The sequence below is a fragment of the Pyxidicoccus trucidator genome (genome assembly GCF_010894435.1).
GTDB lineage: Bacteria > Myxococcota > Myxococcia > Myxococcales > Myxococcaceae > Myxococcus > Myxococcus trucidator.
Window position 1 is genome coordinate 93081 of sequence record NZ_JAAIXZ010000029.1, and the last position, 14616, is coordinate 107696.

The 14616-nt window shown below is 71.0% G+C and carries 14 protein-coding genes; 6 read left to right on the plus strand and 8 right to left on the minus strand.

Translation table 11 applies throughout. The features are described 5' to 3' along the window. Positions 1–7: 7 nt before the first annotated feature. Positions 8–1366, minus strand: a complete 1359-nt coding sequence (locus tag G4D85_RS45715; protein WP_164020920.1) for a right-handed parallel beta-helix repeat-containing protein — start codon at positions 1364–1366, stop codon at positions 8–10. 134 nt (positions 1367–1500) lie between these two features. On the opposite strand from G4D85_RS45715, the gene G4D85_RS45720 reads away from it, so the two are divergent. After that, complete coding sequence (locus tag G4D85_RS45720; RefSeq protein ID WP_164020922.1) at positions 1501–1869, plus strand: arsenate reductase family protein; 369 nt, start codon at positions 1501–1503, stop codon at positions 1867–1869. 89 nt (positions 1870–1958) lie between these two features. Further along, entirely contained in the window at positions 1959–2840 is an 882-nt protein-coding gene (locus tag G4D85_RS45725; protein ID WP_164020924.1) for a GspE/PulE/PilB domain-containing protein, read from the plus strand. Positions 2841–2877: 37 nt separating this feature from the next. Here G4D85_RS45725 and G4D85_RS45730 read toward each other — a convergent pair whose 3' ends face one another. The 6 genes from G4D85_RS45730 to G4D85_RS45755 all read right to left on the minus strand — a co-directional run bounded on the left by G4D85_RS45730 (position 2878) and on the right by G4D85_RS45755 (position 8662). Next, positions 2878–3693, minus strand: coding sequence for an SGNH/GDSL hydrolase family protein (locus tag G4D85_RS45730; RefSeq protein WP_164020926.1), 816 nt, complete (start codon positions 3691–3693; stop codon positions 2878–2880). A 131-nt stretch (positions 3694–3824) separates the two neighbouring features. Beyond that, positions 3825–4619 (minus strand): alpha/beta fold hydrolase, encoded by a 795-nt coding sequence (locus G4D85_RS45735; RefSeq protein ID WP_164020928.1) that lies wholly within the window; start codon positions 4617–4619, stop codon positions 3825–3827. Between the two features lie 104 nt (positions 4620–4723). Beyond that, positions 4724–5488, minus strand: coding sequence for an amino acid ABC transporter ATP-binding protein (locus tag G4D85_RS45740; RefSeq protein WP_164020930.1), 765 nt, complete (start codon positions 5486–5488; stop codon positions 4724–4726). Further along, positions 5485–6984 carry an ABC transporter substrate-binding protein/permease gene (locus tag G4D85_RS45745; protein ID WP_205526000.1) on the minus strand — a complete coding sequence of 500 codons (1500 nt, stop codon included), beginning with the start codon at positions 6982–6984 and terminating at the stop codon, positions 5485–5487. Before G4D85_RS45745 ends, G4D85_RS45740 begins: the two co-directional genes overlap by 4 nt. 78 nt (positions 6985–7062) lie before the next feature. Next, on the minus strand, positions 7063–7290 hold the full coding sequence (locus tag G4D85_RS45750) for a helix-turn-helix domain-containing protein (RefSeq protein ID WP_164020932.1): 228 nt from the start codon (positions 7288–7290) through the stop codon (positions 7063–7065). Positions 7291–7438: 148 nt separating this feature from the next. Beyond that, positions 7439–8662, minus strand: coding sequence for a hypothetical protein (locus G4D85_RS45755; RefSeq protein ID WP_164020934.1), 1224 nt, complete (start codon positions 8660–8662; stop codon positions 7439–7441). 628 nt (positions 8663–9290) lie between these two features. Here G4D85_RS45755 and G4D85_RS45760 point away from each other — a divergent pair. Genes G4D85_RS45760 through G4D85_RS45770 form a run of 3 tightly spaced genes read left to right on the plus strand, consistent with a single transcriptional unit; the run spans position 9291 to position 12545 of the window. After that, entirely contained in the window at positions 9291–9986 is a 696-nt protein-coding gene (locus tag G4D85_RS45760; RefSeq protein WP_164020936.1) for a response regulator, read from the plus strand. Further along, the gene (locus G4D85_RS45765; protein ID WP_164020938.1) at positions 9983–11302 is read left to right on the plus strand and encodes a sensor histidine kinase; all 1320 of its coding nucleotides are present in this window, start codon (positions 9983–9985) and stop codon (positions 11300–11302) included. Before G4D85_RS45760 ends, G4D85_RS45765 begins: the two co-directional genes overlap by 4 nt. Before the next feature lie 10 nt (positions 11303–11312). Beyond that, on the plus strand, positions 11313–12545 hold the full coding sequence (locus G4D85_RS45770; protein WP_164020940.1) for a cytochrome P450: 1233 nt from the start codon (positions 11313–11315) through the stop codon (positions 12543–12545). A gap of 20 nt (positions 12546–12565) precedes the next feature. Here G4D85_RS45770 and G4D85_RS45775 read toward each other — a convergent pair whose 3' ends face one another. After that, a complete protein-coding gene (locus G4D85_RS45775; protein ID WP_164020942.1) occupies positions 12566–13210 on the minus strand; it encodes a DsbA family protein in 645 nt (214 codons plus the stop codon). Between the two features lie 147 nt (positions 13211–13357). Between G4D85_RS45775 and G4D85_RS45780 the strand changes: the two genes are divergently transcribed. Then, positions 13358–14557, plus strand: coding sequence for an alanyl-tRNA editing protein (locus G4D85_RS45780; protein WP_164020944.1), 1200 nt, complete (start codon positions 13358–13360; stop codon positions 14555–14557). The last annotated feature ends 59 nt before the right edge of the window (positions 14558–14616 follow it).

Genomic DNA, 14616 nt, shown 5'->3' on the forward strand with positions numbered 1-14616 from the left:
ACGGGCGCTACTGCGCGGCGGTGTTGCAATCGCCCGTGACGTTGGACGCTGGCTGCCCGTTCACCGTGTTCCCCGTGAAGACGTTGTCGGCGGCCACCACCAGCTCCACGTCACCACTGCCCCGGTTGCAGACGATGACGCCACCGGCGCCGCCCCGGTTGTTCACGAAGCGGTTGCCTCGCATGGTGACAGTCCTCGTGCCCACGTCCTCCAGGTAGATGGCCGCCCCGGGGCCCATGGCCACGAAGTTGCCCTCGAAGAAGTTGTCCTCCAGGAGGTCGTTGTCCGGCTGGAAGTAGTGAATCGCGCCCCCGCCGCCCAGGTCGGAGATGTTCTGCGCGTTGGGCCACGTGAGCAGGGGCCGGGGCTCGAGCGCCGTCGTCACGAAGCCACCGAAGGCCTCCACTCCGTTGTCTCGGAAGGTGTTGCCCCGCACCACCGAGTTGCGGCCGTGGGTGATGCACACGGCCCCGCCACCGGACATGGACGAGGTGCCGGGCTGCGCGAAGCGGTCAATCTCGTGGATGCGGTTGTCCTCGAAGACGGTGTCCTCCACGCGCGAGCCGTCGGTGAACATCAGGTCGAGCGCGGCGCAGTGCGCGGACGCGACGTTGTCGCGGAACACCGAGTGGGCAATCGTCACCGGCCCCGGGTAGTAGGCCCACAGCGCGCCACGCGTCCAGTCACGGGCGCCGTTGTACTCGTTCTTGCGCACCTTCTCGAAGACCATGTGCTCGAAGGTCGGGTGGCCATCCCCCACGGAGTTCTGTCCATAGAAGTTCACCCCCCACCAGCCGTGCGGATTGGTGGACGTGAGGAGCACCGGCTTCGCCGCGGTGCCCTGGACGTGGATGGCACCGTAGGCGCGCACCTCCACCCGTCCCTTCTGGTGGTTCATCACACTGTCGGGCGAACTGGAGTCCACATCCGCCTCCGTCACCTCCGGCCGGCCGCGAAAATCGAGGATGACGCCCGGCCCCACCGTGAGGACCTGTCCCTTCGGAATGGTGACGACGCCGTTCGCGTCCCCCACGACGCGGTAGGGCGAGCCCGCCTCCGTGAGCCGCCCCGACAGCGTGCCGGTGACAACGGTGCCTCCATCCTCCGGCACCGGGATGACGGGCCCCGCGTCCGCGCCCGTTCCCGCGTCCTGCCCTCCATCCGTCGCCGGGGCGGTGGAGCCCGCGTCGTCGCCTCCGTCCGGCGAAGGAGTGGAGCCCGCATCTCCGCTTCCCTCCGAAGTGCCAGCATCCCCAGGGGCGTCCGTGGGCTTCGGGTCCGGACTGGAGGAACAGGCGGCGACGAGCAGGCCCAGCGTCAGGGCCAGGAGGGTCTGCTTCCAGAGGAGAAGAACCGGGGTGGGCATGGCCCACCGCGTTAACACGGTGGCCGGGGCCCGCCAACCGGGGCACGGATGGCGCCCAACCGACTGGGGTGGAGCCGCACCAGGCCGCCACGACGCCCTGGGTTCGGAACGCACGCCTTGTTAGAAGCGCGCCCATGCCGAACGACGTCCTGGTGCTGGCCTACGCCGGCTGTAGCACCTGCAAGAAGGCGCAGAAGTGGCTGGAGGAGCAGGGTGTGGCGTACCAGGTGCGTCCCATCGTCGAGACGCCGCCCACGGTGGCCGAGCTGGGGCAGTGGATTCCCCGCAGCGGGGTGTCCGTCCGCAAGTGGCTCAACACCAGTGGCCAGAGCTACCGCGCGCTTGGCAAGGCGAAGGTGGACGCCGCGTCCGACGCGGAGCTGGTGTCCTGGTTGGCCGCCGACGGGAAGCTCATCAAGCGTCCCGTGCTCGTCACCGGGAGCACCGTCCTCGTCGGCTTCCAGCCGGACGCCTACGCGCGCGTCTTCGCCTCGCGCCGCTGAGGGCATGCCCCGGGAGCGAGCGACGGGGCAGGCGCCCGTCCCGCCGTCCCTCGCGGATTGGGGCGTGGAGTGAAGACTCCTTTCCTACCATGGAGACCGGCGCGCGACGTCCGCTCGGAGAGATACTCCTGGAACTGGGAGTGCTCAACCGCGCCCAGCTCCGAGTGGGACTGGTACATCATCATGAGACCCAGGTCCCGCTGGGACGCGCGCTGGTGCGCGAGGGCGTCTGCTCCGAGGCCGACGTCCTCCGGGGCCTGGCCGCGCAGCTGGGCGTGGAGGCCGTGGACCTGCGCGAGCTGCCCGAGCGTGCCGTGGCCTCGCTGATTCCCGCCCGCGTGGCGCGCCAGTACCGCGCCGTGCCGCTCCGCGTGGAGCTGCTCCAGTTGGAGCAGGGGGAGCGCGAGGTGCTCCACATCGCCCTGCCCGCCCCTGTCTCCCTGGAAGCGGTGGACGCCGTGCGGGCGGTGACTGGCAAGCCCCGCGTCGAGGCACATGTCGCGTCGGACCCCGCGCTGACCCGCGCGCTGGCCGCGCTGTACGGCATCGAAGAGCCCGCCGAGCCTCCCGCGGTCCCCAGCCCATCCCCTGGAGGCCCCCTGCTGCTCTACGGCTGGCCCCCCGTCACCGCCGTCCTCATCTCCCGGCAGCTCGCCCGGCACGGCATCCCCGCGAAGGTGGCCACCCCACTGGAGGTGCTGCACACCGGACCCGACGACGTCGTGCTCGCGCCCATCCAGGCCATGGAGGGACTGCTGGCCGGGGAAGTCCGCATCGCCGGCTCGCTCATCGTCCATGGCACATCGGACGATGAGGGCTTCGAGCGGGCCCGTCAGCTCGGAGCGCGCGGCTTCCTGGCCAACCCGCGCGACGAGCAGCTCCTCCTGCGCGCCATCCGCCGGCTCCGCCCGGAGGGGAACAGCTCCGACAACCTGCCCGGAGGCCCGGACTCCGCGCCCCACTCGCACTGACGCGCGGACGGCAGCCCACCCGTGCCCCGGGGGAGCACTATCCCGGCGCCAGCCCCAGCACGCCCAGCACCTCCGGATACACCTTGCTGGCGAAGTACCGTCCACCCGCGACGGTGAAGTGGACGCCATCCTCCATGCGCAGCCGCATCGGCTTGCGGAAGCCCTCGACGCGGGCCTGGAGCAGGACGCGGCCCTTCGCATCCGTGAAGTAGGGGCGCGTATCCAGGTGCAGCGCGTCCTGGCGGGCGGTGATGACCTCGCGCTGGAGGCCGCGGATGAGCGTGAGCTTCTGCTCGAAGCGCTTGCGCCCGGTGGCCGGCAGCTCCAGCCAGACAATCTTCCGCCCCGGCGCCGAGAGGACCTTCGCGAAGTCCTCCAGTCGCTGGCGATAGGCCTGCTCCCACTCGGGCCGCCCCCAGTGGATGGGCTTGCCGCCCTTCCCGTCCTTGAGCGACTGCCCGTCATTGCCCCCGAGGATGACCACCACGACGTCGGGCTGGTGGCGCTGCACCTCCTGCTGCCCTACCTCCATCCAGTCGAAGAAGTCGGGGCGGGCCAGCCCGGTGGAGGACTTCGCGCGCCGGGCGGTGCGGATGCGTGGGTGCGCCTCCAGGCGGGCCTGCAGGTACTCACCGAAGCCGGTGGCGATGAGGCTGTCGCCCAGCAGCAGCACCGTGTGCGAGCGCTCCGCCTCGGGGGGAGACGGACGGGCGACAGGCGGAGGGGCCGGCAGCACGGGCGCGGCGCGCACGGCGTCAGGCGGGGAACCGGAGTCCGCCGCGGATGAGGCCAGCACGGGGGCGGAGGTGAGCAGGGGGACGAGGGTGAGCGCGCGAGCGAGGCGGGTCCGCATTGGCGGCCGAACGCTACTGGTGGGACGCGGTCAGGTACATCCCCCTCCCGCGCCCCCCACCCCTTCCCGCCAGGTGAGGCACACCCCGGGTGGGGCGCGCCTTCACGGCACGGAAGGCCAGACGTCCAGGCTCAGGCGGCGCTACCGGCCACCCGCGGATGCCGCGGCCGGGCGGGCTCGGAGACGGGCTCGGCGGGGGCCAGGGCCTCCAGCCAGGGCCGCAGCAACCGGGCACACTCCTCCGGGTGGGTGAAGTAGGGCACGTGGCCCGCGCCGCGCAGCAGGTGCCGGGGTGTCCCGGAAGGGAGCGACGCGGCCAGCCGCTCCAGGGTGGAGGGGGGCACCAGCACGTCGCGGTCCCCCTGGATGCACACGCAGGAGACGGAAAGCCGTCGCAGCTCCGGCGGGGGCGGCTCGTCGCCAATGGCCAGGGCGCGGTGCCACGTCGTGCTCCGCTCCACCTGCGTGGTGGGGACCACCTCGGCGACCCGGGCGAAGGGCACCGGCTTCCACGCCGCGAGCCCCGCCGCCACGATGCCGGGCCGGCCCCACATGGCGATGGGGCCCATCATCCCGATGACGCGTCCACGCACCCCCAGCTGTGAGGGACGGGTGAAGGAGCCCAGGAAGGCCGCCCCCCGCGCCGCGCCGGCCGCCGCCAAATGCGCCGCCACCATGCCGCCGAAGGAGCTGGCCACCACCGCGTCCATGCGCCCGGCGGCCAGCAGCACCTGCCGCGCCAGGGCGCCCGCGCCGCAGGCCGCATGCCCACCCTCCGGGTACTCGACCAGGACAGGGCGGGCCAGGGGAGCGAGCTGCTCGGCGAGCGCGCGGAAGCCAGAGCCCCGTGCTCCCAGCCCGGGCAACAGGAGCACCCGGGGCCCCCTGCCCTGTCCCAACTCGGTGAGCTGCACCTCTCGACGCATGTCATTCCCTCGCGGACGCGGCGAGGAACACCGCGGACGCGCTGCTTCTGCCCGGCTCGCCCGTCAGCATGCTCCTCCGGCGGGCTGACGCAACCGGTTGCCGCTCATGACCTTTGGGGCGGCGGACCGGCCACGCGGTCCAGACCGAGGAAGGCGCGGGTGCGCTCGTGCTGTGGACTGGCGAGCACCCGGTCCGGTGGACCTTCCTCGATGATGCGCCCGCCGTGGAGCACCAACATCCGAGAGGCCAGCTCACGCGCGAAGCGCATCTCGTGTGTCACCGTCACCAGGGTGAGCCCGTCCCCGCGCAGCCGCGCCAGCAGGTCCACCAGCTCCCCCACCCGCTCCGGATCCAACGCACTGGTGGGCTCATCCAGGAGCAACACCTCCGGCTCCATGGCCAGCGCGCGGGCAATGGCCACCCGCTGCTGCTCACCACCGGACAGCTCGGCGGGATAGGCGCCCTCGCGGTGGGACAGGCCCACCTTCGCCAGCAGCGCCCGCCCCTGCTCCGCGGCCTCCTTCCGGCCAAGGCCCTTCACGTGCACGGGGGCCTCCGTCACGTTGCCCAGCGCCGTGCGGTGCGCGAACAGGTGCCATTGCTGGAAGACGAAGCCCACCCGGCGGCGGATGTTCCACAGTCGCGCCCCCTGCGCCCGCGCATCGCCCGGTCCCAGTTCGTCTCCGCCCACCCGCACGGAGCCCCTGTCGAAGGGCTCCAGCCCGTTGAGGCACCGCAGGAACGTGCTCTTGCCCCCACCGGAGGGACCCACCAGCGCCACCACCTCGCCGGGCCCAAAGGCCGCGCTGATGCCGTCCAGCACCGTGCGTCCCTCATAGCGCTTGCACAGGTCCTTCACCTCTATCATCCGCGCTCCAGCCTTGCCTCCAGCCGCCTGGCCAGGCGGGACAGGGGGTAGCTCATCGCCAGGTACAGCAACGCGCACAGCGCGCCGGGCAGCAGCCAGCTGCGAACATCCACCGCCGTAATCGTCATCCGCTTGGTGAGCTCCACCACGGAGATGACCGACACCAGGGAGCTGTCCTTGAGCAGCGCGATGAAGTCGTTGGTGACGCCCGGGAGCGCCACGCGGAAGGCCTGGGGCAGGATGACCCGCCGCAGCGCCAGTCGCAGGGGCATGCCCAGCGACAGGGCCGCCTCGAGCTGCCCGCGCGGCACGGCCAGCACGCCCGCCCGGTACACCTCCGCCTCATAGGCCGCGTAGTTCAACCCCAGCCCGAGCATCGCCGCCGAGAGCGCGTCCAGCCGCAGCACGCCCGCCAGCCCGTAGTAGAGGACATAGAGCTGCAACAGCACCGGCGTCCCCCGGAACAGCTCCACGTAGGCGGTGGCCAGCCGCCCCGCCCAGACGGGCCCGTACAGCCGCACCAGGGCCAGCCCCATCCCCAGCGGAATGGCGAGCGCCATGGCGCCCACCGACACCAGCAATGTCACCAGCGACGCCTGGAGGAACAACACGAGCTGCCCCCAGCCCAGGCGCGTCGTGCGCGTTTCCGACAGCACCTCGCGCGTCTGCGCGTCCGTCCAGTCCACCATGCGCTGCTGCGCCGCGCTGTCGATGCCCCAACGCCGGAAGATGGCGCGCAGCTCGCCCGAGCGGGCGATGCGGACCAGCGCCGCGTCCAGCGCCGCGCGAAGGTCCTCTTCCCCGGGCCGCACCGCAATCGCGTAGTAGCCCTCGCCCACGTCGCCCACCACGCGGAGCCCCGGACGTGGCTGGCCGTAGCGCTGGGCGATGATGTCGTCCATCAGCACGCCATCCACCCGCCCCTGCTCCAGGTCGATGTAGGGCTCCTCCACGCCTTCGTAGGGCACCGCCTGCGCGCCGCTGCGCAGGAGCAACTCCCACGCCTGGGAGTTGGCCAGCGTGCCCACGCGCCTGCCCCGCAGGGACTCCAGGTGGGGAACGCTCGTGTCGTCCCGCCGCGCCAGCAGTCGCAGGTTGAAGACGTAGTAGGGCCGGGTGAAGAGGACACGGCCGGCACGGGCGGGGGTGATTTCAATCCCGTTCAGCGCCACGTCGAAGGAGCCGCGCTCCAGCGAGGGGATGAGGCTGGACCAGTCGTTCTGGACGAACCGTGCGCGGACTCCCAGCTCGCGCGCCAGCGCATCCGCCAGCTCCACCTCGAAGCCACGCATGCGTCCCGGCTCGTCCGGGTCCTCCATGGCATAGGGCTCTCCCCCCTGCGCGTCCGCGCCCCAGCGCAGCACACCCGCGCGCCGCACCCGCTCCAGCCCCGTGGCCTCCTCCACACCACACGACAGGAGGGCGAGCGCCAGGAGCGCCACCACACAGGTCGGGAGGAGGACGGGCCTTCGCGCCCGCGACGGGAGCTCGCGCATGGAATGTGCCGGCCTTCGACATAGGCGAAGCGCCGCCCGGCTTCCAGCCTCCTGCTCCCGGATGGGGAGTCACGACGGTCAGCGGGCCGCAGCCGGGGTGCGCCGAAGCCACTCGGCGCGGATGCGGAGCGCGCGACACAGGGCAACGAGGGTGGAGACGGTGGGAAGCAGCTTTCCGCGCTCCATGCGCACGTAGGCCTCGGGCGGGAGGCAGGCCGCCTCCGCCACCTGGGCCGTGGTCAGCCCGGCACGCAGCCGCGCGGTGCGCAGCCCACTCCCGACCTGAATCACCACTGCTTCATCCATGGGCACCATCCGGTTGAGCCTGGGTGACTGTACCTCAGAGGTTCTATAGACAATAGACCTCCGGGCCGAAGCCCCACTGCCGCTCCGGACCGCAGTGGGCCTGCATTTCACCGTGCAGGCCCGGCCGGGGGCAGGTGCCCCCGAGGCTTCATCCGCCCGTCATGCGGCGCAAGAAGCCCCCCAGCCCCTGCGACTTGTTACGCGGCCCGTTCTGGCCTTGCACCGCCGCCACCCCGGGAGTGGGAGTGGTTCCATTGGACGTCGGGGCCTTCATCGCCGGGAAGGCCGGAGACGTCATGGCAGGCTGCTGCACCACGGGCGTGGGGCGGACGGCGACATTGTCGTTGTACGCCGGGCCCCGCGGCTGCTCGACCGCGGTCGCGGGAACGGCTGGACTGTCATTGTGGGCCGTGCCCTGCGTCGGCGCGGTGGTGGCGACCTGCGCCACCAGGGGTGGCAGGACGGCGGAGGGGCCGTCTTGCGCGGAGTCCCGCAGCGGAGAGAGCGGCACGACGGGGCTGTCTCGGGTGTCCGCCTCCTTGAACCGTGCCTCCGTGGAGGGCGGGGCGGCAGTGGGGCCATCGTCGTGGGCCACCTCCTTCGGCTGAGCCACCGGAGCGAGAGGAGTACGCGCGGAGACGGGCGCCTGCGCAGCCGGGGCAAGGTGGAGCTCGGAGGTGTCCCGGTGCGAGGAGCCCTGCGCCCGCGTGTCACGCGAGGTGGACTCCTCCGCCAGGGCCGCGACGAGCCGCCGCATCTCCTTCTCGGGGATGTTCCGCAGGCTGATGTACAGCTCCCCCATGTGGCTTCGCGCGTCCACGCGGATGCTGAGCTTCTCGGTGAAGTGGCGCTGCAGACTGTCCCGGTAGCGCTGGACGCGGGCCGCGTCTTCTTCCGGCAGCGGAACCTGGGGCGCCCGCTTGTGATTCACCGCCCCCTGCAGCTCGTCCACGGTGCATTCAGAGAATGGCTTCGTCAGCAGCGCGCCGTCCTCCTGCGACACCGCGACGGGGGTGGCACCGGGCTCGTCGTGGTCCAGCGTGAGGCCCGCCAGCTTCGCGTACGTGAGCAACGTGTAGAGGTTGCTCATCCCGTACTTCAGGGCAATCGCCTCGGGGAAGGTGCGCGCCACGGCGCCATTCCGGCTCAGCACCGACTGCCCGAGCACCTTCACCTTCTGCTGGAAGAAGTCCCGGGCGTCCTTGAAGCCGTCCTTCTGCGCCAGCTCGCTGTCCACGACGTAGTTGTAGAGCCGCCCGATCTGATAGGCGCTGCGATGGCCCTGCTCGACGAGCTTCAAGATGCGCTTGTGGACCTGGTCCAACGAAAGCTCGAGAGCGGACGAGGGGGTGCTGTTGTTGTCGGTTTCCATGGGTGCCTGTTCGGTTGTGCCGCGTGATTGCGACACGCCCGGCAAGAGCAGCCAGCGAGCCAACGACGTGCCCATGTGGTTACGCCTACTTGCGTGACACCTGCGAGGCTCGACCATCCGGAGGCTGGTCGCACCGTCTCGCGCGCTGGACGGCACGCAGTCACGCAGCTTCCACTTGAGTGGAAGCTGCAGCCGCCTGGAGTCACTTCCACTTGAGTGGAAGCAGCCGGAGCCCTTGAGTCACTTCCACTCGAGTGGAAGCAGCCGACACCCGCGGTGCTCACTTCCACTTGAGTGGAAGCAGCCGACACCCGCAGTGCTGACTTCCACTCGAGTGGAAGCAGCCGGCGCCCTCGAGTCACTTCCACTTGAGTGGAAGCAGGCTCTCACGGCCTGAGACGAACGAGGCGCTCCCCACCCGAAGAGAGACCCCTGACGGAAAGATGCCGGATACGCGTATAGCCGAAGCATCGCCTGCTTCCTTGCCTGCCCTCGCGCGCCATCAACATTCGCCGAGAGAACTCCCACCCTGTCGCAGGTGCGAGAGTGACCCGTCACCTCCACGAAGGACCCAGGGAAATTCGCCGGAGCCTTCGTTACAGTGGCCGCCATAGGAGCCGACGCTGTCATGGAAGCATTCAAGCTACTGGTGGTGGACGACGAACCGCAGGTGGCGCATGCGCTGCGCCGGTTGTTTCGCAGAGAAGGCTTCGAGGTCCAGGTGGCCTTCAGCGGCAGCGAAGCCCTGGAGCAGCTCAAGGAGTTCAGTCCGGACATCATCCTGACGGACTTCCGGATGCCGGGGATGACCGGCAGCGAGTTGCTCCAGCGCGTCAAGCGCAGTCACCCGCTGGCGCTGCGCCTCATCATCTCCGGCTACGCGGACTTCAAGTCGGTGGTGGCCTCGGTGAATGAGGGGGAGATCTGCCGCTTCATCAGCAAGCCGTGGGACGACGCGGAGCTGGTGTCGTATCTCCGGTCCCTGCTGCGACAGCGTGAGACGATGGCGCAGTTGTATGCCCCCTTCCGCACGGCCCGGCCGGGCGTGAGCGCGGAGGTGGGCATGTCCGACGCGTCCATGGTGCTGAAGGTGCAGATGGCGGAGCCCGCCTTCCCGGCGGAACAGGCCCTCTCCATCATCGAGCGCTTCGCTGGTGTGCTGGCGGAGGACAGCATGAAGGTGGTGGGCGGTCTGCTGGAGCGCTACGGCGGGCGGCTGTCCTTCGTCGCCGAGGTGGGTGGCCCCCAGCGGTTGCGCCTGGAGCTGCCAGTACGCGCGGAAGAGCTGACCCCCTCCGAGCGCCCCGGAGTTGGCAACGCATGAAACGGCGTCAGTCTCTGACGCCCGCGGACCCGGAGGCCGACGCAGCGTGGGTGAACACCCGCCTCAAGAATGTCACGCTGCTCGCCTGCATCCTCATCCACCTGCTGCTCGTCTACAGCATCTGGGGGCAGTGGGAGCGCATCGCCCTGGTGACGGCGGTGTTCGCGGTGGTGACGGGCACCAACCAGGTGCTCGCGAGCCGCTTCTTCTCCCAGCACACGCGGACCGCGGAGTCGTTGCGGTTCGTCATGAACATGGTGGCCAACATCATCTACGGCCTGGCGAGCGACTGGGCCCTGCCCATGTGGCTGTACCTGCCCCTCAACGCCCTGTGGGTGGACCGCTTCGTGGACCCGGGTGCCCGCCCGCGCCTGGGGTGGATGCTGGCCCTGGTGGGAGGCGTGGCCCTGGCGGACGGGTGCCCTCCCCTCGTGCCCGCGTGCTTCGTGCTGCTCTCGCTGCTCGTCTATTTCATCTCCGAGGGCCGCGTCTTCCTCACCCACCAGGCGCTGCGCAGCCTGGCGCAGCAGCACGAAAAACTGGCACAGGCCCACAGGCAGCTCGACCTGGCCCACCAGCGGGCCCGCGAGCAGGAGCGGCTCTCCAGCCTGGGCATGCTCGCAGCCGGCGTGGCGCACGAAATCAACAACCCGATGAGCTACGTGAAGAGCAACGTCAACTCGCTCCTGCTGGACCTCCGGGCGTGCAAGGCGCTGCCCGAGGAGCTTCGCGAGTACGTGGATGACGTGCTGCCCGCCACGCTGGATGGCATCCGTCGGGTGACGGCCATCGTCTCGGACCTGCGCCGCTTCGCGCGCGGGGACCCGGAGGCGGTGGTGGAGTACGACCTCAACCAGGAAGTGGCCGTCGCGCTGCGCATCGCCCGCGGACAGTTGGGGCCCCAGTGCGAGGTGATTCTGGAGTTGACGGAACTGCCGCACCTGCTCGGCCATCCGGGACAGGTCGCCCAGGTGGTCGTCAATCTCCTGATGAACGCGGCCCAGGCCATGCCGGGCGGCGGGCGCATCCGCGTGTCCACGCGGATGGAGAACGAGGAGGCCGTGCTGGAAGTGCATGACACCGGCGTGGGCATGACGCCCGAGGTGCGTGCGAAGCTGTTCGAGCCCTTCTTCACCACCAAGCCCACGGGAGAGGGCACCGGCATGGGCCTGGCCGTGGTGCATGGCATCGTCACCGCGCACCGCGGACGCATCCGGGTGGACAGCGCGCCCCAGCAGGGAAGCACCTTCACCATCCACCTGCCGCGCATTCCGCCGCTGGAGCTGGGACTCTCCGACGAGCGCCTGCGCGGCTAAGCTGGGCGCCATGTCGACGCCGCCGCCCGCCTTCTCCAGCCGCTTCGAGCCCCGGTACGTCGAGGACCCGTACCCGCTCTACGCGCGCCTCCGCCAGGAGGCGCCGGTCCAATTCAGCGAGGAGCTCCACCTGTGGGTGGTCTCCCGCTATGAGGACGTGAAGACGGTGCTGCTGAACCCGGGGGACTTCCTGTCCGCCAATGCCTTCCGCAACCCCGTGCCGCCCGCGCCCGAGGTACTGGAGGCGCTGGCGGAAGGCTACCCGCAGGTACCGGCGCTCGTGGACGACGACCCGCCCAACCACACGCGGATGCGCGTCATCGTCACCAAGGCCCTGGCACACCACCGCGTCTCCGCCATGGAGCCGAGGGTGCGCGCCATCGCCTCGGAGCTGGTGGACGCCTTCGCACGCGAGGGCCGGGCGGACCTCGTGGAGGGCCTGGCCTTCCCCCTGCCCGCGCGAGTCATTGGCGCCATTCTCGGGCTGCCCGACTCGGACCTGGAGCGGCTCAAGGCCTGGACGGAGGACCTCGTTACCCTCTCCGCCGGCAACGCGCCCGTTCCCCGGCAGGTGGAATGCGCGCGAGGACTCGTGGCCATCCAGAAGTACCTCGCGGGCCACATCTCGGAGCGACGGCGCGCACCGAAGGATGACCTCATCAGCGCGCTCATCGAGGCTCGCCATGAGGACACGCCCCCGCTGAGCGACGTGGAGCTCATCAGCCTGCTGTCCATGCTGCACTTCGCCGGACACGAGACGACGGCCAACCTGCTCGGCAACCTGCTGGTGATGCTCCTCCGGGAGCCAGAGCGACTGGAGGCGCTGAGACAGGACACGCGCCTCATCCCCTCCGCCATCGAAGAAGCTCTGCGCTTCGACGCCCCCGTGCAGGGCATGATGCGCACCACCCGGAGCGCGGTGACGCTCGGGGGAGTGGCGCTGCCCGAGGGTGCGCGGCTGCTCATCCTCTACGCCTCCGCCAACCGCGACGGCGCCGCCTTCCACGCACCGGACCAGGCCGACCCGCGCCGGCCGGACGTGGGCCGGCACCTGGGCTTCGGCCTGGGCATCCACTACTGCATCGGCGCTCCGCTGGCGCGGATGGAGGTGCGCATCGCCCTGGAGCTGCTGCTGGAGCGACTGCCCGGCCTGCGCCTGGCCCCGGGCAGCCCCGTCCTGTACCTGCCCAACTTCCTGCACCGTGGCCCCCGGCGGCTGCTCGTGGAGTGGGACCCGGCCTGAGCCGGGCCCCGGAAGGCGCCTCAGCGCTCCAGCTCGGCGTCGATGAGCTGGGTGAAGTCCTCCATCGGCCGTGCGCCCATCACCGCCTGGCCGTTGATGAAGAAGCTGGGAGTGCCGGCGATGCCACGCCGCTGCGCCTCCACCACCTCTGCGTCCACGTAGTTGGCCCACGTGGCGCCGTCGAGCGCCTTGCGGAAGCGGACGAGGTCCAGCCCCAGCTCCCGCGCGTACCCTTCCAGCGACTCGCGGTCCAACTCCCGCTGGTTCTTGAAGAGCACGTCGTGCATCTCCCAGAACCGGCCCTGCTCGTGCGCGGCCATGGTGGCGATGGCGGCGAGGCGCGCATGGGAGTGCATGGGCAGCGGCTGGTGACGGAAGACGATGCGAATCCGCTCGCCGTACTTCGCGCGCAGCCCGTCGATGATGGTGGCGCCCTTCGCGCAGAAGGGACACTGGAAGTCCGACCAGACCTCCACCGTCACCCGCGCGTCGGGGGCTCCGAGCGACGGTGCGTCGGCCCGGGGCGTGGCGGCGATGGGGCTGTTCTGGGCGGACACCTGCGCCTTCGGACACCCCTTGTCACAGGCCTTGTCCCCGGCGAAGGCGGGGACGGCGAGCGCGAGCAGGGCACCAGCGGCCATGGCGGTAGAGACCACGAGCTTCATGGAAGGACCTCTTTCGGATGTGTGGGAAGTGGAACGCCGGCTCTCCCGCTCGGGGAGCCAGCGGCGCGGGGCCATTCCGCCCGCACGAGGAGGAGTGACGCGAGCCCGGCGTGAGTTTCAGCGGGCCCGTGTTATCCCTTCCGGCGCATGTCCACCGAGCGCCTCTACTACGCCGACCCCTTCCTCCACCGCTTCACCGCGCGCGTCGTCGCGCATGGCACCTGGAGCGGTGCGCCCTCCGTCGTCCTGGAGCGCACCGCCTTCTATCCGGAGGCCGGTGGGCAGATGGGCGACCGGGGGATGCTCGGCGGCCTGCCCGTGCGGGACGTGCAGGTGGACGACGCCGGCACCGTCCACCACCTGCTGGACGTCCCCGCGGGCGCCGCGCTCCCCATGCCCGGCACCGAGCTGGCGGGCGAGGTGGACCGGGCCCGCCGCCGCGCCAACATGTCGCTGCACACCGGTCAGCACATGCTGTCGCGCGCGCTGGTGGACGTCGCGGGGGCCGCCACCGTGTCCTCACGCCTGGGCGAGACGCTGTGCACCATCGACACGGACCAGGACACCCTGGACGAGCGGCAGGTGGCCGAGGCCGAAGCCCGGGTGAATGACATCATCGATGACGACATCCCCATCCGCGCCTTCTTCCCCACGCCGGAGGAACTGGCCGCGCTGCCGCTGCGCCGCGCCCCCAAGGTGACGGACAACATCCGCGTCATCCAGATTGGCGACTTCGACGTGTCCCCTTGCGGAGGCACGCACTGCACGCGCTCCGGCCAGGTGGGCATGGTGCGGGTGCTGGGCGTGGAGCGCTACAAGGGCAAGGGCCGCGTCCTCTTCTCCGCGGGCCCCCGCGCCCGGCGCGAGCTGTGGGAGGAGGCCGGCACGCTGCGCGCCATGGCCCGGGCCTTCACCTGCGGCGTGGCGGAGGTGCCGGTGGCGGTGGACAAGCTGCGCCGCGAGCTGACCGAGGCCCGCGAGGCGCTCGGCGCCGTGCGCGCACGCCTGGCCGAGCACACCGCCGGGGAGCTCGCCGCCACCCTGGAGGCCTCCGCGGACAAGCGCGTGGTGGCGGTGCTCGACGGCGCCGGGCCCGAGCAGCTGCGCGCCGTGGCCGCGCGCCTCACGGCCCGACCGGAGGCGGTGGTGCTGCTCGCCGGCCGGCTTCCCGAGGGCATGCCCGTCCTCATTGCCCGTGGCGCTGGCTCCACCTTCGGGTGCGGTGCCTTCCTCAAGCGGGCCGCCGAGGCCGCCGGAGGCCGGGGCGGAGGCCGCCCGGAGCACGCCGAGGGACGCCTCCCGCCCGGCACGGACTGGCCCGCCCTCGCGGCCACGCTCCTGGGCTGAGTCCCCTCCCCTCCCCGGGCCGCCCCCGGCCGCGGCACTTCCCACAAGAGGCCGTGACG